Source organism: Clostridium manihotivorum (assembly GCF_004015185.1).
Lineage (GTDB): Bacteria > Bacillota > Clostridia > Clostridiales > Clostridiaceae > Clostridium_AR > Clostridium_AR manihotivorum.
The window spans coordinates 2,557,574-2,581,598 of sequence record NZ_CP025746.1 but is presented as its reverse complement, the minus strand read 5'-3'; the positions used below and the strand labels follow the sequence as shown (position 1 = coordinate 2,581,598).

Sequence of the window (24,025 nt, the reverse complement as noted above, 5' to 3'; positions counted from 1 at the left end):
CATAAAAATATTCGCTTATTATATAATTAATGGATTTAGAGCTAATTATTTGTATGTTATACCAAAATCTACATACATGTCAAGTATAATTAAAAAACTCATATGATTTAATAAAATCTATATGTCGTAAAATTTGGATTAACCTTATACAAAAACTCTGGGACAGAATGTCCGTCCCCTTGCCTCTGTTCATTATATTTTCTTCCACTTAGAATTTCTTCCCTTACCAACAGCTTCTATTTTCCCCTCAATTTTAAGCTTTTCAAACACCCTATTTATAGTTGCTTCTCCTACATCGGGACATATTGTTCTTATTTCACTCTTAGTAAAATAACCTAGTTTTCCTTCTATTGCATTCTCTATTCTTTCACTCTTATTTCCCTTAGTATTTTCGATATAACCTACCCTCTCCTCTAATTCCTTATAGGCTTTTATGATAACTCCAAGAAAATATTCAATCCATATTTGCAAATTATTTTTCCCATCATGCCATAGCATAGATGCTTTATTCAATGCTTCGTAGTAAGTTTCTTTACTATCTTCAATAATTTTTTCTAAACTAATAAACCTTCCAACCTCAAAACCACTTTGGTATAGAAGTAAAAGTGTTAATAATCTAGACATCCTTCCATTTCCATCATTAAAGGGATGAATGCAAAGAAAATCTAAAATAAATGCTGCTATTAAAACTAATGGCTCAACTTCTCCTTTTGCAATCTCCTTTCTATATTCTTCACAAAGTGTGTCCATATAACTTGGAGTTCTGAAGGCATCTACAGGCTTAAATCTAATGTATTTACTTCCATTTGGTAATATTTCCTCAATCACATTGTCGGTACTTTTATAGTTTCCCCCTTTTGCAGATGAAAATTTGTACAAATCCCTATGTAATTGTAATAATACAGATGATCTTATAGGTATAGCATCAAAGTCACTATGAATGGTATTTAATACATCCCTATACCCAGCAATCTCACTTTCACTTCTATCCCTTGGCTCTATTTTATTATTCATTATTTCGCGCAATCTTTTATTAGAAGTATAAATTCCCTCTATTCTATTAGATGATTCTGCACTTTGCACAATTGCTACATCTTTAAGCGTATTTAATATTTGAGGTGATTGCTTTTTATACAAATCTTGTTTTCCTTTATATTCATTTATAGCAGTTAACATTCTCACTATATTCATTGGCAATGCTAGGTTATTCAAATTATTATTTTCAAAAGAAATCACTATAACTTCTCCCTTACTAACATTATATTTTATTATTATCATTTTACCATAAATATAATCATCAAAGGTAAATTGACTATGTTTATTTGTAAAATAAATATATCAAACTACAATAAACATTATCATTTAACCCAAAATGATAATGTTTTTATATCATGAACCCGTTTGTAATATTACTTTTAATAATGTCTTCATTGAGTTTCTTTATTCAGTTGCCTTTCCGGATCCATATACGGAAAATTATTAGTAAAGATAATTTTTACCGCATATCCTAATAAGCTATTTTAATACCTTTAGATTACTAGGCTTAGATAGGCAAAAATTTTTACTGATCTTAACAAAAAAACACCGATTGCTTATATACTGAATCAGTGTTTCTCCGTTTTTTAATTATTATTTTCGCAAAATCTTCTCCATGGCTTTTCCCTTTGCTAACTCATCTATTAGCTTATCCAAATGCCGAATTTCCTTCATGATCGGTTCTTTGATATCTTCCACCCTGACACCGCAGACCACACCTTTTATTAAAGCTCTAGAAGGATTGAGAGCAGGAGCTTCAGTAAAGAAATTTTCAAAGTCTATCTGTTTTTCTATCTGAGCTTCTAACTCTTCTTGACTATACCCTGTAAACCATAATATAATTTCATCGACTTCTGTTTTCGTACGTCCTTTTTTCTCCGCTTTCGCAACATAAAGTGGATAGACACTTGCAAAACTCATTGTATAGATCTTATGTTTTGTCATGATATCTCCTCGCTTGTATGATTTTCTCTATTGTATCATGAAGTATATATGAATATAAATCTCTTTTGAATATACTTTTTATAAGCTTTACTTTCATTTCGCTTTCCCTTTTCGAAAAAAAACTGCAGTGGTTCCTTATACGGGTGATCCTAACTCATTTCTATTTTCAGAGCTAGTCTTTTATTTATGCTGATTTCTTCCTAACTAATTGAATCATTCTGCTAACTATTTGCTGGGACAAAAGCTCCGTCCCCCTATCCCACTTAGCTAAACAAGCTTACTAATGCCTCTTTAACTTCTAGTATATCAGATAGCTCAGCTATTTCTTTTCCAATAACTCTTTCACAAATTAGTTTTACAAAATAAAAACCGAACTCATGCATTAATATTCCATAAAAGCACTTTTCAGCGAAAGTCTCAATACCTTCTCCACCTATAAATTCATTAATCATGCATTTATCGAAATCGAATAGATCAAACAAAATTGGTGGAAATTCATATTCTTTTGGAGCTATTCTGCCATCGGCAAAATCTATTATATAAAGCATCCCTTTCTGAGTGATCATTACATTATCACCTGTAATATCTCCATGGACATACACCTTGTTTACCATGTCATATCTTATAACAAGCTCTTTAACTTGACTAACTATCTTATTACTAAATATATTCCATCGTGCATTGGTTAGTATTCTCTCTTTTACATCTACTTCTGGATATTCCCCTTTGTATGTGGTATTCATCTTTCTGATATTTTCTTTTAATTGACGAACAAATTCAATCTTTTCACTATCTGAATAGTGCTTTAACACATCTTTAGCATCTTCCCCTTCTATGTAATCCATAATGATGTAACGAAATAAATATTTATCTTCAATAAATGAAGCAGCTATTACCTTAGGTATATTTATCCCCATATCCATTGCTCTTTTCATGCCAAGTATTTCACTGTTAAAATCAATTTCTGTATTAAAACCTGATTCAATTGGAGCGAAAATTTTCACAACAAAATTGTCCACTTTGAAAACTGCATTCGTCCCAGCTGTTAAGTTTGAAATCTCTTTGCAATTAAGCTTTTCCTTTTCAAATATTCTCTTAATTAACTTCTCAAAGGCAGGTATAGACTGAAACACTTCTCCCCAAGTCTCCCACCCTTTAATTTCTTCAAGAAACACATTACTCATAATCTCTTACCCCTTAGTTGTTATATTATAAATACAATTTGGGTTATTTTCACTACGCAAAACTATATCAACCAAATTTGCAGTGATATCTGATTTTTCTTGAGTTTGTCTATATTGTATTGATATTAATTAGTTTTGCTTTCAAAAATATGAACGAAGAATCTGAACGCTTTAATTATACAATACAGTATTTTGTAATAAAAGGTAAATAATAGTTATGTTCGTTTTATACAAAAAACCTCTACAAATATAAAAACTTGCAGAGGCTTTACTCATTTTAATCAATGTTATTCTATTTTTCAGAAGAATTGTAGAAATTTCGCTGAAGCGACCTTCTTTAGTAACTTTTTTCAAATATGGCTTTCCTGATGCATATGCAAAAAATCTGGCAGTCCACATAATTTTTCTTTTTTATTCTTTCTCCCCTATATAAATTTAAGGTATCTGAATATACTTATACACAGGTTTATCTAAAATATAATTTCATACGAAAAAGACAGGCTCTTTCCATCTTTTGTTGAAGCTTTAGCCTTTCATGCTGGGTTTATAAAAATAAACTATAGGGAACTTTCACTTAAATTTTAGGCTCTGTTAGCTGTACTTTGGGAATAGAGCTCCGTCTCCATGTCCCTGCTCCGCTAACTATATATTGGGACAAAAGCTCCGTCCCTCTGTCCCTACAACATGCTTAAAAAGCTTTCTAAGTTAAATGCATCATTAGTTTCAAAGAGCTCTGCTAGCTTTTCTATATTTTCTTCCAGATGCTCAACATCTTTAGAATACATGTGCATTATGTCTACTGCGTCTTCATCAGTGAGTTCTCCGCTTTCTATCCATCTAAACAAAAATAATTCCTTAATCATTATATAGCTAACCACCGCTGTTTTCACTTTTGCAGATACATCATAATCAAAAACTGCTTTCATAAAATATCTAAATATAAAATAAACTAAAAGATTTTCAAATTTATAAAGTTTGTCTTCATAATACTGATTAAATTGTTTATGTTTAGCTAGATAAAACTCTTCATCATTATTGCCCTGCCAGAGAAAGCTTAAAATCTTGTCCAATCCTAATGGATCATTAGTGGTTATATGTTTTAATTCTTTAAAGACTTTAAAAATCTCATATGTATTATGATATTTGATATTACCCTTATCTTTATACTTATCTAGACTATTAATAATCTCATTTCTAAGGTCACTATTTAAGTATTTCTCATTAATAGCTTTTATTCCAAGTATGTTATTTTCATCTATTAATGCTTGAACTTCACTAGTAAATTGGAGAGTTAAGGAAACCCTATGCTCTAGAACGATATCACGATTTTGAAGGATATCAAAAACTATTTTTCTACTTTGTAAAAGATATATAAAAAGCATAGCATTAATATCATTATATGAAGTTATTTCTTCTTCAATTTCACTTACTTCAAACGCAGCCTTTTTAGAGTCTCTTAATATTATTCTTGCTGCTTCTGGACAGGAAAGTGATAGCCCTATTTCACGTAAGCCACCAAACTCTTCAGTGTACCTTGGATATTGCTTGCAAGTATGACAAAGACTATCGCCTCCAAGTTCAGTATATATATCGCACATTTTGTTTTCATTTAGAAATGCACAGTTGTCGCCTTTTAATACAAATATATTATCTCCATCACTTGGTACTATGCTATCTCGTAGTCTTTTCCCAAATGCTCCCTCTACCTTTTGATATTTATTATAGGTTTCATTATCGATAACAATTTCCCAACCAGCACAGCAGGTATCTTCACAGTCTGAAGCTATGCATTTGAATTGTTTAAAATAATCTGGCACTCGAATCTTCATTTTTTCCCTCATCTTATTTATATTATTTTTAAGATATAGAATTTCTAACTCAATTGTTAATTCATATCTACCTGAAAACCAAAGATTTTCGAACAAGTATAAATCAATTTTTTATATTCTACCTCTTTGTATATGTGTAGCACTTAATATTAAAATTTACATTTTCAAATTCTTCTCTCAGAATCCAAAGAGCTTTAAAAATAGTTTTTAGATTTAACTAGTACAGCTTTATTATTTTATTTTAATACCTATTGATGATATCATCAAGTAACCAAAGATTTGTATTAGGGGACGTAAAACTTAAAGTAGAGATCTTACTTAGATACATTACTATCTATAATTAGCTTTATGTTCTTTTTATTATATTGTTCACCGTGACTATTATAAATGAGGTCTTTGCATCTTATTCTTGTGTATAAATTCTACATAAATATTGTATAATTCCAGGGTAGAATTAAAGAATTCCGTAATGGATATGCTAGAATTAATTATAAAAAAACTTTCTTACTATTTTTGTTGCTGGATTAGCTTTAACTTATAATATTTCTGTTCTAAGTTAATCATCAAGATTAAGTTTCTTAGTTTTTATATAGAACTTAATGGCAACGAGAAAAAGCACCCATCCAACAAAGAATAGTGCTTCACTCTAGAATAAAATATTAATTTCAGTTCATCCAATAGCTCTAAAATAATATAAATGTTTTACGAATTGCTTAGTGTTATCAACACTAAGCTTTTCTTGTTTATCCTATATAGAGTTTTTATAAAAAATAAACCTGTATAATTTTTTCTATTTAAAGATTTTAATCTCAATAATATAAATTGGAGTCTATAGTAAAAATTATCTCAGCCTTTCCTTGCAAAACTTAAAAGCATATTCATTCAAAGTTTTTCCTTTACTATCAACATGAAGGTATACATCTTTATCTTCCTTTTCAGTACTTTCATTTAAATATGTTAGTGCTTTTTCATAATCTTCATTGTAAATACAAATAATTGCTTTGCTCAAATTAGATACTTTATAGTCAGTAGGTTCTTCCAATAACACATTTACACTGTTTAATATGACTTGATGATCACTTATTCTTTTCTCAATATCTCGCAAAGCGTTTTCTAAAGAAAGGCTAAAATTATTATTGTCATATGGTATTCTATATGATTCGTACTTAATATCATTAATATTAAATGCACCTCTAAAATGAAATGTTTTCGGTTGAGTCTGCATTTTCTCCATATTCATATTCTGAACCTTCCAATAAGTATCATTAAGTATCCATGGCTTTATAAATAATGAAACATATAAATCTTCATAATACATTGGCCTTATATCAACAATAGCAGTATAAACAAAGTCACCTTCAAATCTATATAGATAACCATAGGCAAATTTAAAATTATATTTCTTGCATAATTCTTTTAAATCCCTTTGTATTATTTTATTTAAATCTTTTATTAACTTTTGCTGTTCTCTTTTCATAGAATAGAGCACCTCTATAAATCACTATTTGTCCTTAACAAAAATTTGTTTCCAATTTTATTATAACATATTTTGTAAATGAACTATTACTTATAATATGGCTCTATATAATGCCAAAGGCTAGTGGTAATTATTTTCCTGAAAGAACATCTTCTATCCAGCTGAAGATTCTCTCGTTGCCAATAAGTTTTGCACCGCATTGACAGTGTGCACCTGCACCCTCTTCGCCAGTAAAGAGCATATAATCCTTTCTGCAAGTGAGAGCCTCATAAAGTGGCTTAGCTTGTGAATCAATAAGTCCATCCTCGTCGGTATCAACCACAAGTGTGGGGCACTTTATATTTTCTGCAATGCCTTTCATTATATATTTTCCTGTAGCTTTAACAAATTCCGCTGGAGTACTACATCCGAATACATACATGCCTTGAGATATTTTCCATCGGAATTCAGAATTTTTTTTCATAAAATCGTATAGCTTCTTATTAAGCGCATCAGGCTCTTTTTCAGCAATGGTGAGTATCTGCTCTCTTGTTAATCCAAGCCCCTTTATTCCGCCTCCAAGGAAATCATAGATCCCGCTGTTTGCTATACATGCAGCAAGACGGTGTTCAAAAGCTGCTGCTCTTGGTGCCAAGTATCCTCCAAAGCTTTCACCCCACAGAACTATCTTTTCTGGGTCGATAAATTCATTTGTAAGCAGGTAATCTACAGCAGGGCTAACAACAGCTTCATAGTCAGCTCTAAAATATAAATGCTGCTTTTTAACAACTTCACCTTGTCCAGGACCTTCTATGGCAAGACAGTTCATTCCATGTTCAAGGGCTGTCATAGCCAGTCCATAGAATTCTTCCTTTGTACCGTCAAATCCTGTTAAGAGTATTAGAACTGGCTTTGGCTCCTTTGTATCATTTAACTTATAATAATGGGCAGGCAGAGTTGTACCTTCATAGGGTACCAAAACAGACTTAATTACGGGGTTATTAAGTTCCATAACCTTTGAAAAGCATTCTTCGCTTGCATTAAATAGCTTTGCAATTTTTTCTGAGTTTGGATTTTCATGAAGGAAGAATTCTGCAGTACGATAATAGTTAGAAGCACGGAGATAGGCTTTTCTGGCACTTATTAAATGCCCTTCTGCGAAGGCTTTGTCACCTATACCATGCAATCTTTCTGCGGTTTTAGTCCATTCATCACACCAACTGTCATAATCACCTTCTGTTATCCTATTGCTTGTGGAGACAACTTCTCCTATATCAGCTGCACAATAGGCTGTTTCTCCAAGTAATCTTAGTACCTGAAAATCAAATTGGTCATCTTTAAACAATATACTCATAATGTATTAACCTCCCAAAAATTATTTACTCTGAATAGTACAGTTAAAGTCGTTGAACATCTTTTCCGCAACTACTTCTGATCTTTTTTCAAAATCAGGTTCTATGCTTGATTCTGCAACGTAGGTACCAACAACGGTGGTTTTGAACTTATCTCCTTCATTTATATCAAAAGCACGTCTAAATATGGTTTGCACACAGTCTGCATTGTTAGTTTCTTTACCTCCGCAAGTAACTAGCAGTGCTGAAAGTTTGCCTTTTAATAGATCCTTATTCATCAGACTGAAGTGTCTGTCAATAATTGGCTTAAGTTGAGCGGTTATATCAAAACAGAAAAGCGGTGATGAATATATTACAGCATCTGCAGCCATAATCTTCTTAAATACCATGTCCCAGTCATCTTTTTGAGGACATCCATGTTCTGAGCTTTTACCCATGCAGGTGTAACATTCTTTGCAGTTGTTAATTTTTATATCTACTGCATTAACTCTCTCAATTTCATGTCCAGCCTTTCTCATACTGTCTTCGAATAGTGATAGTGTAAAAGCAGTTCTTCCATTTTTCTTCGGACTCCCCATAATGGTTATAACTTTCATTTTTTATTCTCCTTAATACTCTTTTTTATATTAGTCAATGCATTGTCTAATATAAATATATGCCTCTAAAAATATTTTGTCAACCCATTGTCTATATGTGATATAATATTTTTATTAACTATAACAGTTGGGAGGATTAAAATTGGATAACAAAGACTTTAGTGAACTATTGTATATAATGGATCAGACCTACGCCAGTCTCATGGCAGTCTCAAACAAACTTCAGACTGCAGGTGACAGTTATTGCGGTGATCTAACAAGCAAGCAGCTGCTAACACTATTAGCCATACTTCATTTACCAAAAGGCGATACTACCATCATAAATATAGCAGGTAAGTTGGGCACAACTAAGCAGAATGCAACGAGGATTATCAAAAGTCTTGAGAAGAAAAAATATATTTCAATAGTGTCATCAGAAAAAGATAAAAGAGCTGTTAATGTAGTGTTGACAGAAGCAGGCATCAATTCTCTTTCAAAAAATGCAATGGATGCTAAGAAGAATTTTATGGCTGATATATTTAAAGGTTTCAGCAAAGAAGAATTGGGAACCCTCTGGCAGCTTTTAAAGAAGCTATATAGTTATGATGGTGTTCCAATGGATGGCTTTGAAGAAAGAATTAAAATTCCAAAGCCTTCTGCTGATATGTTAGAATAATTGCGAAAAGATAGTGTGATTTAGATAATCTATGGTAGAATACGAAAATAAAGTTTTCACAAAAGTGGCTGACATTAGAGAAATTCGTCTATTTTGATTTCATACAATCTTCATGGTAATAAGTCTACATAACTAACTGTAGCGGTGGAATTTTATTAACAAAATACATAAGGCACTTTACGTAAATTGAACGTAGAGTGCCTTGCTTTGTTATTCTTTTTAATTTCTGCCACTAAAAGCAATTTGCTATGCTAATCTTTGTCGGCCCTTTGGTAACAGAGATTATGAGCTACCTTATAAACTCTATATTGGAAAAGTATATTGTAGAGTCGCTTCACCGTACCTAATGTATTGCTTCATATTAAAACATATATTTTCATAAATAATATTTCGCCTATGCTAGTTCTTTTCTGCCTTTTTAAAGTACTCCGCTAACTGTAATTAGGGACAAAAGCTCCGTCCCCCTGTCCCTCGTCCCCCTGTCCCTTTTAATATACTTTAGCCATTCGTTGTATATATCTTCTTCTGATTTGCCAAACACCTTTTCATAATCTTCCGTTTTAATTATCAGCATCACTTTGTCCCATCCATAGTGTTTATCAATATATTCTATATAGCTATTTGCAAAGGTATAACCTCCCATATTGGCAAATTTAATTGGATTACTAGTTTTAGTTTCTGAGTAGGTTGGAATATGGATATTATCGATATCTACTTTGTCAAGAGGTTGACCATTGGATAGATATAAAGCCATTCCTTCGGTTAACCACAGTCTTATCCGTGGATTTATTATACTTACATAGGCGTGAACCATTTCATGTAAAACCGCTTGCTTATTATCATCATAGTTATGCGCCTTCCCGGGGTTGGCAGGTGATGTTAATATAACATTTGTTCCTAGGTTGTCTCCAATATACCAATCTAGCCCTAACATTGATCCTATTAGCCCATACTTTTTTCTTTGCATTGTTGCCTGATGGTCATAAATATAAATGCTTATATTTTGCTTTTTACTAAAGCCTAATTTCTTAGCTAATTCACCAGCCCTTGTATCGGCCAACTGAGCAACATCCTTCGCAGCAGCTTCTTCCTTTTCATAATAAACATTGACCCATTGCCCTTCTATAACCTGCATATTTGATGTCTTTAGTCTAAGTGTCGGAATAAAGTTAATAAAAACAAGTAATGCAGCTACGACAAAAATAATTCCAAGTACCTTAATAGTTCTATTTCTTTTCATGTACTATTCCTCACTTCTTCCCTATTTCCTATAGAATACCTGAAATACTTTCCATAAAGAAGTAACCACAGTCATTAGTTATATATGACTGTGGTCATGTTTATTTGCGTATGTAACACTTCACATTAAAATCTATATTTTCAATTTCGCTTCTCATAAGCCGGAGGAATTTTTCAAATGGATTTTTGATTGAAGTGGTACAGCGTTATAGAATTCCTAACTAAACTATTAATTTTTTAAATGCGAGAAAATTATCAGAGCCTAAGATTTTTGAACAAATATAAATTAAGTTTGGATATAGGAACTCTTTATTAAGAGAAAATTTTTGCAAGCTTTAAGGCTAACAGGGTTCTGTCCTTTATTCCTGTTTTATCATAGATAGTACTTATATAATTTTTTACCGTTCCTTCAGAAATATATAAGAATTCTGCTATTTGAGAGTTGGTATATCCATCAGAAAGCAGCTGACAGATTTCAATTTCTCTTTCTGTTAGATTTTTTAATATCTCTGCCTCCGCATATTTTTCTTTGTATTTATTTTCAGTTGATCGCTTTGACATTATATCTGCTAAGGCAGTCATTACTTTACTGTCAAGTATGCTTTGACCATTCATAACATTAAAGATTCCTTGAACGATAACTTTTGTTCCTGCATCCTTTAGCAAGTAGCCATCTGCTCCATTCCGTACTGCATTTACAATGTTCTCTTCATCATAAAAAGTGGTTAAAACAAGTATTTTCATTGAGGAATAGACTGACTTTATTTTTAGTATTAAATCCTGCCCTGCCATTCCCTTCATATTTAAATCTACTAAGGCAATATCTGCTTGTTTTTTCTCTAATATTTCTAAGGCTTCTTTCCCTTCCTTTGCCAAACCTACTATTTCGAAGGCTTCATTCATGGATAATATTAATTCTAGACTTTCTAAAAGAAGCTTTTCATCATCTACTATCAATATTCTTATTCTATTCATTTTCTCCACCTGCTCTTATTGGAACTTTCATTTCTACCAGCAAGCCTTCTTGATTCTTTAGCTTTAAAGCTCCGCCTATGGAAATTAAGTAGTTGCCGATTTTTCTTATTCCAAAGCCATTGTCTAATAATTCTTGACAATCTCTTATATTTTCAATTCCAGTTCCATTATCCTGAATTATTATATTTATATTGTTTATATCTATTTCTATAACTACAATAATTGCTGTTGCCTTTCCATGTTTTACACTGTTAGTTACTAATTCCTGCAATGCCCCTACTAAAAAGTCAATCCTCTCAATACAAATATCTTGAGTTTTCAATTGCTGATCACTATAATGAGTTTTAATCCTTATCTTAATATCAAAATCCTCTTTTAATTTATTGATATTTAGAGTTATTAATCTCATAAGGTCCTCTATGGTTTGTCCACCCGCCTTTGTGCTTATGCCGCGTACTGCTTTTCGTATAGCTTCAAGACTTTCCCGCATTCGTATATTAGCAAATTTTATTTTTTCCATTGCTTTATTAGAATCCGCATTATACACTGCTTCTGCTGCATCCAAGCTCATAATTGCCGCCATTATTGTATGTCCTACGCTATTATGAATATCTCTACTTAACTGCTCTCGTTCCTCATATTTTATCTTCTGTAAGGCTATAGATTTTTCAAGCTCAAAAATCTCTTTATCCTTTATAGCCTTATGATACTGTACCATAAGCCCAGAAGTACGATTGCACAATATGTAAAATAAACTTCCGCAGCATAGGTATTGAAGTACTCTTGGCACCGCTCCATATAACATTATATTTCCTAAGCCGTTAAAGGGCTCTATCCAGGGTTGCATTAGAAAATAAAAGCTAAATAAATGGGCTAAAACTATATTAAATACTGATTCAACAATCACCACTATAAGCTGTGCTTTTCTAAAATACATAGAGGCAAGTATCGTTGGAACAACAAACATTAAAATTGTCTGAAAGGTTAATAATGTATAACATATTCCTGTAGAAATCACAGCACAAGTAAGTATTGAATACTTTATCCATGGTTTATTCAACTTCAACATGTCCACTAAAATAGTAGGCAGCAAAAGAGGAATTATAAGTAATACATTCATTTTTATCATCACACTCTGAGCAACATCAAATATATGAATTAAATTAAAAAGCCCAGCTATAAAGGAGAAATATAAAACAATTCTCATTGCCTTTGATACGGTTTTATTAGTTTCTATTTCATTTTTCCATAATAATATGTCCACCTGATTCATTCTATACCTCTTGTATCTAATATTAATTGAAAAAAGTCTGCTAAACTCATCTTCTTCAGTGAATTTTTTACCATCTGTCTTTCCATATCAATATAATGAAAGCCTGGCAGGAAAAATGCTTTCTCTTCTTTGTGCTATATATGCAATTAAGCCATCCAAGCTAATCATTTTCTACTTATTGCTATAAGCGGTATGTTCATTTCCTGTTCGGTCATTCCGGCATGATTGGAGATAAATTGCTTTGATTCTTGAGAATATACAATGCCTTTATCACTAATTGCTACTGCTAAATAATCTCCTATAAATTCTTCAAACTTCGGATGCATTTTGCCAGTGCCAAATATATTTTTTTTGATAACCTCTTCTTTTGAATACAGTAAAAAATCATCTCCAAAATTATTGTGGAACTCAGCTCTAAAATCATCTAGATATTCATCTTTTATATAGAAAGCTATAGCTCTTGTCTCCACAGAAGTTGGACGTTTTAACATATTAAATAACTTAGGATAATCACTCAAAATATAGTATTTCACATTACAATGTCCATGATCTGCAGTAACTATTACCAATGTATCAGACAATCTATTGCACATAGTTGCTACTCTTTCTTCTAGCTCTTTTATATTGTCAGTAACCTGGCTGTTATAGCTACCAACCATATGCATTAAGCTATCAGGGTATTCCCAGTATCCATATATGTATTTCTTCTCTGAGGTAGCACATAATCTCTCTACTTCATTGGTCAATTCATCAAAGGTTTCTATTTTATTGCTTCCGAACTTTGACACGCTATATGCCTCAGCACTACCAGCAGCTCTTATTTTTTCGTAGATGCTTTTATAGGGTATTATTTTACTGGCAACATGATATTCCTCTGCCTGAAGCTCTGTATCTTTTTCTGTATTAATAAATGCATTTACTATTTTATTTATCTCACTAAAATACAAACTCCATCCTAACCATCCATGTTCCAGAGGGGTTAGGCCACTTTCCATAGAGGTGGTTGCTGATGTAGTTGTTGGAGGAAATACAGATGAATATTCCTTAAGCAAATTCTTTCTAAAAAAACTATTTTCCGATAAATTATGCTTTAATATATCAATGCCTAATCCATCCAATAGTAAGACAACTACATTTTTATATTGAGCTTTCAAAAGCTCATCCACTTCTTTTAGTGTACTATGTTCACTGTCAGCACCAAAATATTTCAAGATAGAGCAGGCAAGATTCACGATACTATTATTATAATTAACAAACATATTTTCCCCCTATTTTTAACAGCTTACTAGAAATAATATTAAGTTAGCTAGTTTATTTATAGGAAACCTATACGAAAACTTAATTTATACTTGTTATAAAATCCCGGCTTCTGGGGATTTTGTGACATGTATAAATTAATAGTTGAAGTTGGTTCCCTATAATACAACTTAATTTTTCAATAATTATAACTTATTTGCCATAACATTACAATTATGAGCTTGTACTTTTCTCATTATTTAACCTTTAATATGAGTAATAACCTGTAAACTCCGATTTCAGAATGCATAAATATTGGATAATAAAACACTTTATAATAAAATGTACTAATTTTCCAATTCATGTGAGGAAGCTGGCAGGCGAATAAAGATTGGTTTCTTACTGTTCAACCTAACTAGCTGTTCTAAAGCCTTGATATTACTAATTTTAGCTAGTGTCTTTTTTGTATAACTGGCTTAGACGGTAAAAAAATAAGATAGGCATATAAAGCCTATCTTACCGAACTACTCATATCTCATTACCACTAAATTTCTTTAATTTTGCATTCATGTTCCTTGCTCTTTGAATCATAACATATGGCTACAGCTAATACTTTTTTACCTTCATTTTCTTTCTTGAATTTTTCTACATATTCTTTTTCTATAATTTGTTTTATTGCTACTTCTGGTAACTCATCTTTTTTAAGTTCAACAATAAAAGAAACATCATTCTTTCTTCTTGGATGAAAAGTGAAATCTGCATAGCCTTTTCCACTCTTTTCCTCCCGTTCTACTCTATAAGTATCTCTAGCTGAAAGATATGCAAGTGTAAGAACGCAGGATAAGCTATTTTCATCATTATACTGCAAAACTGGAATTTCTGAGTTATGAATATCATGAAGAATTTCTTCTATAACTTTTGTATCGCCCTTCACTGTTGCTTTCAACATTCTCTTAGAATTTTCTATTATCTTCGACACATATCCAAAAGCTTCATCTTTTAGAGCCTTCTCAAACTCTTTCATTAATTCTTTATTAGGAATCTTTAGATATCCATCATAATAGGATAAGAAACCTAAAACAATCATAGCTGAATATATTTCTTCCTTATTTCTTGGTGCCCCTTGTCCCGCTCTAAACTCTTCATCAATTATAATATCAATTTCTTGTCCTGATACCATTTCTATAACATCATCTCTTATATCTAAAGTGTTATATTTCAAGTATTCTGCTACTTCATCCATAGCACCTGTATTGGTCCAATAACTTTCACAATGATTATTTTGTAGTGCTTTAACAACTGATCTAGGATTATATACTTTAATTCCCAATGCCGTTAAATATCCATTGTACCAGCTTTCAAGTTCTTCAAAGCTCAACTCACTATTAATTAAACATAAGTTCTTCACTTCATCTTCAGTAAAACCAAAAAATTCTCCAAAAATCCTATCTCTCAAAAATGTATATTCATCAAACATATTAAGAGCAGAACCACTGGAATACTTTTTAATCGGTAAAACTCCTGTCATATAACAAAGTGCCACATATGGTTGATCTTTTAGAAGGTTTCTTAGAAATTCTAAGAAATCATTTTGATTTTCTTCAAATAAGTTATTAGTGAAAATATAGTCCCATTCATCAAAAATAAATATAAATCGATCATTTGTTTGACTTAACATATGGCTAATATTATAAAAATCCTTTATTTCCAAATCTGGATACATAGTTTTTATATCATCTATTATTCCGTTCTGAATTATACCAATATATTCATCATAAGTTTCATTTTTATCTGGTATCGTATTAAAACTTATGTTTATCACATTGTATTTATTTAAATGCTCTTTATAGCTATTTACTTTACTTATTTTAAGCTCATTAAAATAGTTCTTTGAATCTACAGCTTTAGAATAATACGCACCAAGCATATCTACAACACTAGATTTTCCGAATCTTCTTGGTCTTGTAATGCATACATACTTACTCTTAGTAGATATTTTTTCATTCAATAATTTTATTATTAGTGATTTATCTACAAAATACTTTTCATTTATTAGCTCTTTATAATTTTTTAGTGGCCTATCTGTGTTTAAATACATGGTCATATTATCATCTCCTTCTGTAGTTTATTTCTCATTACATTATAACATAAGCCAAAGATACTTTTAATATCATTGGCTTAATCTCATTATTTTAAACATTCATTTTAATTTGGTTTCTTTGCAGATACGCTTTACTATATCCTTATTATCCTTATATCTAAACACTTACGTACCAAAATATGCCGAACTTATCAATTACATTTGCACAGCAAGTATTCCAAGGCAATGGTCCTATTGGAAGCAATATATTTCCCCCTTCTATCAAGACCTCATAGGCTTTTTTTACCGCGTCTTCACTTCCTAAAGAAACAGAAAAATTCATTGTTGGGTAGTCAGTAGGAGAATATCTTTTTATATTCTCAAGGCCAACGCTAGTAGATGCTTCACTCAAGGCAATCAAGAGTTGTCCATCTAAATTTATTTCTGCATGCATAAAGGTACCATCATCATTTCTAACGTTATACCCTAAAGTACCTCCAAAGGCCTTTTGATAAAACTCTACAGCTTCAACAGTTCCTTGGATATAAGCCTGCAATCCTATTTTCATAACAAATTCCTCCCAAAATTAAAGTATTTCTTATAAAAAATCGCTGAAGCGACCTTCTTCAGTGAGCTTTTTTGCGCGTCTGCCTTTTCTAAATGTATGTGAAGAAATTCTGGCAGGCGACATAATTTTATTTTTTAAGGTTTAACCTAAATAGCTGTTCTAAACCCTTGATATTGCTAGATTAGATAATAATATTTATACCTTCCTAGACAGTAAAAAAGTCGCTGAAGCTGCTTTCTTTAGTGAGCTTTTTTTGCGTATCTGTATTTCTGAAAGTATTGTGTAAAATATTAATTTCTCATTTATAAATTTCCGCAATCCAGGTGAAGTTTACAACATGTTCCAAAGTAATTTTCAAATTATTTTCTTCTACATATTTTCTTAACTCTTCAACTATAAAAAAATTCTTACTTTCTATAAACTTCCACAAGTCTGGCCTGTTGTTTCTTAATAAGTTTTCTTTATATTCTTCTTTTGATTTCATATTTTCAAACATAAAATCTATTAATATAACTCTTTTTTGGTCATTAAGTAATAGCATATTAGAGAGTGCTTTCCGTTTCTCCTCTTCATTTAATCCATGTAAAACATAAGACGATACAACAATATCTGCTTTCTCTTTTATACTTGATACATCCAAAATACTGCATTCAATAAAATTCATTTTCGGGTATTTTCTTTTGCCTTCTTGAATCATTTCAACGCTTTTATCTATTCCTAAAACATTAATTTTTTCACTTAAAAGACCGCATAAATTACCTGTACCACATCCAAAATCAATTACATTTTTTATATCATATCCTGTTATTTTATCTCTTATCTTTATGAACGTCTCCTCATACTTATCAAACAAACCAAGTTCATCCCCAGATTTTTCTTGAACCATTTTATCATATCTTGCACCCTTGTTTAGATTTTCCACCTTATTACTCCCCCCAGACTAACCAATAAAACTTTATCTCTAATTATTTCTTCACACTTTTTCAGTAATCCTTAATTTTAAGCAGTTATAGCTTATATTAGATAAAACCATAACTAAACACTTATAGGTTTCTCATTATTTAACTTTCATTAATATCATTTATCAAAGCACCATTTATAATAGTTATTCTACAAAATATATAGGTTATTTATTGGTATATTAATTTAGAAGCTCTGCTCTTCTAAGGCATTAAGAAAAATAAAAAAGTTCATTATTTGCTATTCTTCTGGATTAATATAACTGCTGAATATGCTATTTTGCTGTAGTTAGAGTAACTTATTCATTGATGTATAATTTGATACCTGAAATCCAAGATTTTTATATAATGGCTTTCCTTTTTCAGTGGCCATTAAATCAACTGCGGCAACACCTAATAGCTTAGCTTCTGCTAAAAGTTCAGTCATAACTTTCGTCGCAATTCCTTTTCCTCTATGTTGAGGGTATGTAAAAACATTATATACCGTACCGACAAGGTATGATGAGAATGCTATTATCGGAGGTCTTTCCACAATTGACATAAATGCAACTGCCAATACTTCATTTCCATCCTCAGCAATGACAGCAATAAATCCAGTGTTAAGATGTTGAGTAAAATATTCCTTTAACTTCGTTCTAATATCTTGTACCTCTTCCGAAGAATACACACCTTTTTCTGCAAACAGGTATTCCATTCGAATCTTTATGAGGAGGTCGATATCCTCTTTACGCAATTTTCTTATATTCATGTTTTGCACCGCCTTATATTTATAATCTTCAGTTATCACTTTAATCAATATAAATTTTTTTATAATTATAACTTATCTACCATAACATTACAATTAAACATTTATCTAGTATATTAACTACTTTTATTCTTAATATTCTTTTATTGCATAACTTCAGTGGAAATATATTTTCAATGTTACTATGATTTTATGAGGGACGATAAAATTAAAACTGAATATCCGTATCCTTTTGTGATATAATGTCAACAAGGTTAAATATTACAAAAGGAGGCGGTATTATGGTAATGAATAACATAAAAACAAATTATGAGGTGATTGCTTTATAGATTTATTTGTTTCGCTTTAACCCTGTGAATAAAGTACTATACTGTAATTCTAATCACCTAAAGAGGAGATTAAAATGAGTAAAATACTATGTTTTGTTTATGAAAGTATGGCAGACTTCGAGATTACTTTGGCCTGTCACATGTTAGGGTGGATTCCAGATAAGAAATTAATTAGCATCGGTTATGAAAAATCGTCAGTTAGAGCTTCTTCAAATCTTCAATACATTCCTGAAATCACAGTTAAAGAAGCCATATCTCTTGATGACATAGATGGATTAATTATACCTGGCGGCTTTGAGAGGACATGTACTCCTGAATTAATTGAGCTAATACAAAAGCTAGATAAAGAGAAAAAACTGATTTGTGCAATATGTGCTGCTCCAGAGTTTCTAGCTAAAGCAGGTGTATTAGACAATCATTTATATACAACAACTTTAGTAGAAGACTATTATAAAGAAAATGGACTCCAGGACCAGTTCCCTCGTCAAAACTATTTAGAACAAGCAGTAGTAAGACATGAAAATATCATTACTGCTAAAGGCAGATCCTTTATAGATTTTGGAGTGGAAATATTAGATTATTTTGAAGCCTTTGAGGATGATTCAGAGAAAAGTATGTTATCTAAATCTTATAAAGAATAATAAACTTCAGCTTTTGTTATTAACCCCATATGCTAAAATCCAAATGCTTATTAATTGCGAAGTACAATTGACTTAATAAGAATTAGTAATGAGCTTTTATAGATTTTATTAAAAAAGATTTCAAAAAAGGTCTCTCAGTCGGGAGGCTTCTTTTTATTATTTATAGACCATGCTTTGCAATAATATTGCAATTATATGATTATTTTAGTGTAAGGCAAATTACTTCTATCAAACTAGAGCTAAAAGAATTTATTTGTTATTAACTTTATTAATGGCCTTTTGCCAAATATAATCACCTTACTTAAGTTACCTAAAGTATATTTGTCTATCACATTGTATAAGTCAGTGTGACACATAGTGCAGTGGCCACATATAGAAATAAGATTTACCTGTAGTGATTCTTTCTACTTAAATTAAGTATTCTGTTTCCTAAAATTTAGTTCTCCTATCTCCGTTAATTTGGATTTGGGACAAAAGCTCCGTCCCCCTGTCCCAGTTAACTTGGATTTTAGACTAGAGATCCGTCCCTTGTCCCCTATTTTTACAGAAAAAGAGAGGTTCAAATATGTTATTAAACTACGTTAAAGAGGGATTTAGTTTTTTTATAAAAAGTGTACCTATAGCTTTTATTATTTTTATGTTTATAACTTGTTTGAAATGGATTATAAAAAGAAAGCTTGAGTTTAAACCTATTACTATGTTTTGCGAGTTTGCATGGATACTTAATGTCTATGCAATACTTAGGATTACTGGAATCATTGGAATGGATTTTAGAGTTACAGAAGTATTAAATGGTCATATTCATTACAGTATTAAGCCATTTGAGGACGGATTGTCAGCAGCCATGGTTTTAAATCTACTGCTCTTCGCTCCTTTTGGTTTCTTTACGCCAATAGTATTTAAAAAGATGCAGAGCAAGTGGTTATTTAATCTTATAATTGCAGTACTCTTCTCTGGAAGCATTGAGTTTCTTCAGATATTCTCAGGCAGATATGCACAAATTGATGATATTCTTATGAATACCTTAGGTTCATTATTGGGTTATGCATTATATGTTTTATCATTAAAATTAAAGTCTCAGTTTAAACCTCAAAAATCTTCTATTCATAATAATTAGTTTTGTAAGATCTACTGTGTTTAGAGTAATGATTAATTTACTAAAGTCTATTATAATTTTCATATTGAGACAATCTAATTATGATTTCTCTATCTTTAGAAATTATAAATATAAAAAGCAGGCTAAGCCTAGTATATTGCTAGGTTTAGCCTGCTTTTTATAGAGAAAATTTATTAGGACAAAAATGCCGTATCTCTGCCTCCGTTAATCTCTAGCTGGGACATAAGCTCCGTCCCCCTGTCCCAGTTGATTAAGCCTTTTTAAAAGTTGCTTTAACTGCTCTCTTTATAACATCAAAAAAGCTTAGTGAAGAAACCATATGACTTGGGTCAACATAATTTCTAATGGCACGAAGTACTTTTTTTGCATCTTTAGAAGCAAAGGTATATGTACCATTTTTCTTCGTACGGATTGCATATCTTGGAATCCACTTTCCTTTGAACATAATTGAAGCAATTACGTAGTCAACTTCTTCCCACGGAATTTGAATAAATTTGTGAGTATCACGAGAATTGTAAAACTCAAAACCTTTGTCTCCGATCATGATCTTACCATAATCTGAAAAGCCCGTAAAGGATGTTCCATCAATTACCAAATCCACCTTTGTATTTAGGGATTGAACCATTAGATCTACCTCTTTTCTACTTATACGCACATTTACTGTTATTATATATTGTTTATATTTTTCTATCAAGTATTCAAAAGTTCGTTAAAAATCACAGATATTTTGCCAGTTTATTTAGTTAATGTATAAGTTCTATTTTTTTATAAGATTCAAGGCTCAAAGTATAATTTATACTCCTATAGAAAGCCTTACAAAGTCTATTGTTAGCAAGACTTATAGTTTAAGTACTTTAAATAAGCCTTATATTTTAATAAAAGCCCAGGCTAAAAAGCCTAGGCTAAGAAATAAATATTACATTAAACCGATTAAGTGGAAAACTATACCAATTGCGAATAATCCAAGGATTATTATGATTGGAGATACTTTCTTCTTAAGTAACCACATACAAATAAGTGTAATTACTAATCCAGCAAGACCTGGGATTAATGAATCTAAGTTATTTTGTAATGTTGTAACTTTAGTATCAGTTAATGACATACCTGATCCTTGTTGTAATAGAGCTTGCTTAATTCCTTCTGCTCCAGCAGGAAGTTTGCTCCAATCTATGAAAGCACCATCACTTAACTTAACAGATGATACTACTGGTGCAAACTTAACAGATACCCATCTGTTAACTAATGATCCTAGTATGAACATACCAAGGATAGATGCTCCCTTTGTAATATCTTGTAATAAGCTACCTGATAAATCTTCACTGATACGTGATCCAGCTTTGAATCCAAACTCTTGTGTATACCACATAAATGCCATACGGATAATATTCCATGCAAAGAAGAATATTATTGGTCCAAGTATGTTACCACTCATAGCAAGTGAAGCAGCTAATGCTCCTAATATTGGTCTAACTGTGAACCAGAAAACTGGATCTCCAATACCTGCTAAAGGTCCCATCATACCTATTTTAACACCTTGAATAGTTACGTCATCTATTGGCGCACCATTTGCACGTTCTTCTTCTAAAGCTAGAGTTACACCTATAACTGGTGAAGCTACATATGGGTGAGTGTTAAAGAACTCTAAGTGACGTTCTAATGCAGCTGCTCTATCTTCTTTAGTCTTATATAATCTCTTGATCGCTGGGATCATTGCAAATGCCCAACCACCATTTTGCATTCTTTCATAGTTCCAAGAACCTTGAAGGAAAAATGAACGGAACCAAACAGAAACTCTATCGCTTTTAGTTAATTTTAATTCTTTTGACATTTTCGTACTCTCCCCCTTCTTAGTATCTATCGATGATATCGCCTATTGGATCACCAGTATTTGAACCACCAGCTTTACCCATACCACCTTGTTTGCTAAGTGCTAAGTAAACAAGAGCTATAGCTACACCTAGTGCACCTAATCCAATAAGTGTAATTTGTGAAATTGTTGCTAATACAAAACCTATTGCAAAGAATGGCCATACTTCTTTTGTAGCCATCATGTTGATTACCATTGCATAACCAACAGCAACAACCATTCCACCACCGATAGCTAAACCGCTTGTTAACCAAGTAGGCATAGCGTCAAGTAATGAACGTATTGGGCCTGCACCAATTGCTAATATTAAAGCAGCTGGGATTGCGATACGTACACCTTGTAAACATATAGCGGCTATTTGCCACATTTCAATAGCTCTAAGATTTCCTTCTTTTGCAGCAGCATCCATAAAGTGTACAAACGCTGTAGCTATAGTACGACATATAATTGTTAATAATAATCCTGCAACAGCTAGAGGAACAGCAATAGCGATTGCTGAAGAAACTCCTGCTTGCCCTTGACCACCAAGTACTAAAATAATTGCAGATGCAACAGATGCTAACGCTGCATCAGGTGCTACCGCTGCACCGATATTTGCCCAACCTAAGGCGATCATTTGAAGAGTACCACCTAAGATTAAACATGGTAATAAGTTACCAGTTACTAATCCGATTAATGTACAAGCAATTATTGGTTGATGGAATTGGAATTCATCCAATATACCTTCCACACCAGCTAGAAATGCTACAATAATGACTAATACTATTTGAATTATATTTAAAGTCACGATTATTAAACCTCCCTTTGTGTAAATAAATTAGATTCCTTAAATAATTAAATTACTTTAATTTAGCTAATTCATCTTGTGCTTTTTTAAGTATTTCGTCCATATTTCCCTTTGAATCATTTGGTACTTTACGAACATCAAAATTTAATCCAGCTTTTTTAAGCTTATTAAATGTATCGATATCTGCTTGATTGAAAGCAAGCACTTTACTTGGTTGTACTTTACCTATAGAGTGAGCCATTGAACCAACATTGATTGTCTTCAAAGGTATTCCGCCTTCTACAGCTCTAAGTACATCCTGTGGATTTTCGAAAAGAAGCATTGCGCGTTGCCCACCAAAGTGTTGATCATCTTTTGCAAGTTTAATCATGTGATCTACTGGAACAACATGAGCTTTAACCCCTGGAGGAGCCGCTTGTGTGATTAAGTTCTTACGTAGGTCATCTTTAGCTACTGCATCTGAAACTACAATAATTCTTGTAGGATTCATAGCTTTTGTCCACGCAGTCGCCACTTGTCCATGAAGTAAACGGGAGTCAATTCTAGCTAAAACATATTCGAATTTTCCAGGTTTACCTGCATTTGATTGTTGATTAGAAGCTCCAGAAGCTTTAGCTTCATCTGCTGGTTCTAATGCTTCAGGCTTAACCTTAACTCCTTCTTTAGCTGATGTTAAAATGAAAGTTGCGATTTCATGTGCAGACTCCATTGAAAGACGAGCACCATAAGCTTCAATAAGCATTGGTAGATTTAAACCAGCTACAATTGCCCATTTGTCTTTGTGTTCTTCAAATAGAGCATTTGCTTGATTGAATGGTGTTCCGCCCCAAAGGTCAACTAAGAATAAAACCTCATCTTGGTTGTCAAAGGATGCTATTGCTTCTTTCATTTTTGCTTTAAGATCATCAGGTCCTTCGCTAGGCATTAAAGTAATAGCTTTAACGTTTTCTTGTTCTCCGAAAATCATTGAACCAGATTGCAATATGCCCTTAGCAAATTCACCGTGACTAGCAAGAATAATTCCTACCATTTTACATATACCTCCTAGTTATATATTTGTTACAAAATCAAAAAGGCATGAGCACTAAAATAAAATCTATAATACTAGGTTGCAGTTTATTCACAAAGTTTATACATAAAAATAATTCTTATTTATA

At 31.9% G+C, this 24,025-nt stretch carries 22 protein-coding genes; 3 read left to right on the top strand and 19 right to left on the bottom strand.

What is annotated here, in order from left to right; genetic code table 11:
- Positions 1 to 192 precede the first annotated feature (192 nt).
- The 7 genes from C1I91_RS11580 to C1I91_RS11550 form a co-directional block, all read right to left on the bottom strand.
- The gene (locus tag C1I91_RS11580) at positions 193 to 1,236 is read right to left on the bottom strand and encodes a Fic family protein (RefSeq protein ID WP_128215973.1); all 1,044 of its coding nucleotides are present in this window, start codon (positions 1,234 to 1,236) and stop codon (positions 193 to 195) included.
- A gap of 393 nt (positions 1,237 to 1,629) precedes the next feature.
- Positions 1,630 to 1,980, bottom strand: coding sequence for a DUF2200 domain-containing protein (locus C1I91_RS11575; protein WP_128213018.1), 351 nt, complete (start codon positions 1,978 to 1,980; stop codon positions 1,630 to 1,632).
- A 263-nt stretch (positions 1,981 to 2,243) separates the two neighbouring features.
- On the bottom strand, positions 2,244 to 3,164 hold the full coding sequence (locus C1I91_RS11570; RefSeq protein WP_128213017.1) for a phosphotransferase: 921 nt from the start codon (positions 3,162 to 3,164) through the stop codon (positions 2,244 to 2,246).
- A gap of 677 nt (positions 3,165 to 3,841) precedes the next feature.
- The gene (fliB, locus tag C1I91_RS11565) at positions 3,842 to 4,993 is read right to left on the bottom strand and encodes a flagellin lysine-N-methylase (protein ID WP_128213016.1); all 1,152 of its coding nucleotides are present in this window, start codon (positions 4,991 to 4,993) and stop codon (positions 3,842 to 3,844) included.
- A gap of 841 nt (positions 4,994 to 5,834) precedes the next feature.
- Positions 5,835 to 6,470, bottom strand: a complete 636-nt coding sequence (locus tag C1I91_RS11560; RefSeq protein WP_128213015.1) for a hypothetical protein — start codon at positions 6,468 to 6,470, stop codon at positions 5,835 to 5,837.
- A gap of 130 nt (positions 6,471 to 6,600) precedes the next feature.
- The gene (locus C1I91_RS11555; RefSeq protein WP_128213014.1) at positions 6,601 to 7,803 is read right to left on the bottom strand and encodes an alpha/beta hydrolase family protein; all 1,203 of its coding nucleotides are present in this window, start codon (positions 7,801 to 7,803) and stop codon (positions 6,601 to 6,603) included.
- Between the two features lie 21 nt (positions 7,804 to 7,824).
- Positions 7,825 to 8,397 carry a flavodoxin family protein gene (locus C1I91_RS11550; protein WP_128213013.1) on the bottom strand — a complete coding sequence of 191 codons (573 nt, stop codon included), beginning with the start codon at positions 8,395 to 8,397 and terminating at the stop codon, positions 7,825 to 7,827.
- Between the two features lie 142 nt (positions 8,398 to 8,539).
- Here C1I91_RS11550 and C1I91_RS11545 point away from each other — a divergent pair, with 142 nt between their 5' ends.
- The gene (locus tag C1I91_RS11545; RefSeq protein WP_238475980.1) at positions 8,540 to 9,052 is read left to right on the top strand and encodes a MarR family winged helix-turn-helix transcriptional regulator; all 513 of its coding nucleotides are present in this window, start codon (positions 8,540 to 8,542) and stop codon (positions 9,050 to 9,052) included.
- A gap of 418 nt (positions 9,053 to 9,470) precedes the next feature.
- Here the strand turns inward: C1I91_RS11545 and C1I91_RS11540 are convergent, their stop codons facing one another.
- The 8 genes from C1I91_RS11540 to C1I91_RS11505 form a co-directional block, all read right to left on the bottom strand.
- Positions 9,471 to 10,292 (bottom strand): gluzincin family metallopeptidase, encoded by an 822-nt coding sequence (locus C1I91_RS11540; protein WP_238475979.1) that lies wholly within the window; start codon positions 10,290 to 10,292, stop codon positions 9,471 to 9,473.
- Positions 10,293 to 10,603: 311 nt separating this feature from the next.
- Positions 10,604 to 11,266 carry a response regulator gene (locus C1I91_RS11535; protein WP_128213012.1) on the bottom strand — a complete coding sequence of 221 codons (663 nt, stop codon included), beginning with the start codon at positions 11,264 to 11,266 and terminating at the stop codon, positions 10,604 to 10,606.
- The gene (locus C1I91_RS11530; protein ID WP_128213011.1) at positions 11,259 to 12,539 is read right to left on the bottom strand and encodes a sensor histidine kinase; all 1,281 of its coding nucleotides are present in this window, start codon (positions 12,537 to 12,539) and stop codon (positions 11,259 to 11,261) included. The genes C1I91_RS11535 and C1I91_RS11530 overlap by 8 nt, the downstream gene beginning before the upstream one ends.
- Positions 12,540 to 12,703: 164 nt before the next feature.
- Positions 12,704 to 13,798 carry an alkaline phosphatase family protein gene (locus C1I91_RS11525; protein WP_128213010.1) on the bottom strand — a complete coding sequence of 365 codons (1,095 nt, stop codon included), beginning with the start codon at positions 13,796 to 13,798 and terminating at the stop codon, positions 12,704 to 12,706.
- A gap of 521 nt (positions 13,799 to 14,319) precedes the next feature.
- Complete coding sequence (locus C1I91_RS11520) at positions 14,320 to 15,879, bottom strand: AAA family ATPase (RefSeq protein WP_128213009.1); 1,560 nt, start codon at positions 15,877 to 15,879, stop codon at positions 14,320 to 14,322.
- Between the two features lie 154 nt (positions 15,880 to 16,033).
- Positions 16,034 to 16,423 carry a VOC family protein gene (locus C1I91_RS11515; RefSeq protein WP_128213008.1) on the bottom strand — a complete coding sequence of 130 codons (390 nt, stop codon included), beginning with the start codon at positions 16,421 to 16,423 and terminating at the stop codon, positions 16,034 to 16,036.
- Between the two features lie 298 nt (positions 16,424 to 16,721).
- Positions 16,722 to 17,345: a class I SAM-dependent methyltransferase gene (locus C1I91_RS11510; protein WP_238475978.1), complete on the bottom strand. Its 624-nt coding sequence runs from the start codon at positions 17,343 to 17,345 to the stop codon at positions 16,722 to 16,724.
- 326 nt (positions 17,346 to 17,671) lie between these two features.
- Complete coding sequence (locus tag C1I91_RS11505; RefSeq protein ID WP_128213007.1) at positions 17,672 to 18,130, bottom strand: GNAT family N-acetyltransferase; 459 nt, start codon at positions 18,128 to 18,130, stop codon at positions 17,672 to 17,674.
- 400 nt (positions 18,131 to 18,530) lie between these two features.
- On the opposite strand from C1I91_RS11505, the gene C1I91_RS11500 reads away from it, so the two are divergent.
- Positions 18,531 to 19,097, top strand: coding sequence for a DJ-1/PfpI family protein (locus C1I91_RS11500; protein ID WP_128213006.1), 567 nt, complete (start codon positions 18,531 to 18,533; stop codon positions 19,095 to 19,097).
- A gap of 565 nt (positions 19,098 to 19,662) precedes the next feature.
- Positions 19,663 to 20,214 (top strand): VanZ family protein, encoded by a 552-nt coding sequence (locus C1I91_RS11495; protein ID WP_128213005.1) that lies wholly within the window; start codon positions 19,663 to 19,665, stop codon positions 20,212 to 20,214.
- 250 nt (positions 20,215 to 20,464) lie between these two features.
- On the opposite strand, the gene C1I91_RS11490 is transcribed toward C1I91_RS11495, so the two are convergent.
- From C1I91_RS11490 to C1I91_RS11475, 4 genes are all read right to left on the bottom strand, one after another.
- Positions 20,465 to 20,839 (bottom strand): DUF956 family protein, encoded by a 375-nt coding sequence (locus tag C1I91_RS11490; RefSeq protein ID WP_128213004.1) that lies wholly within the window; start codon positions 20,837 to 20,839, stop codon positions 20,465 to 20,467.
- A 291-nt stretch (positions 20,840 to 21,130) separates the two neighbouring features.
- Positions 21,131 to 22,042: a PTS system mannose/fructose/sorbose family transporter subunit IID gene (locus C1I91_RS11485; protein ID WP_128213003.1), complete on the bottom strand. Its 912-nt coding sequence runs from the start codon at positions 22,040 to 22,042 to the stop codon at positions 21,131 to 21,133.
- Positions 22,043 to 22,061: 19 nt separating this feature from the next.
- Entirely contained in the window at positions 22,062 to 22,868 is an 807-nt protein-coding gene (locus C1I91_RS11480; protein WP_128213002.1) for a PTS mannose/fructose/sorbose transporter subunit IIC, read from the bottom strand.
- 52 nt (positions 22,869 to 22,920) lie between these two features.
- A complete protein-coding gene (locus C1I91_RS11475; protein ID WP_128213001.1) occupies positions 22,921 to 23,898 on the bottom strand; it encodes a mannose/fructose/sorbose PTS transporter subunit IIA in 978 nt (325 codons plus the stop codon).
- Between the last annotated feature and the right edge of the window lie 127 nt (positions 23,899 to 24,025).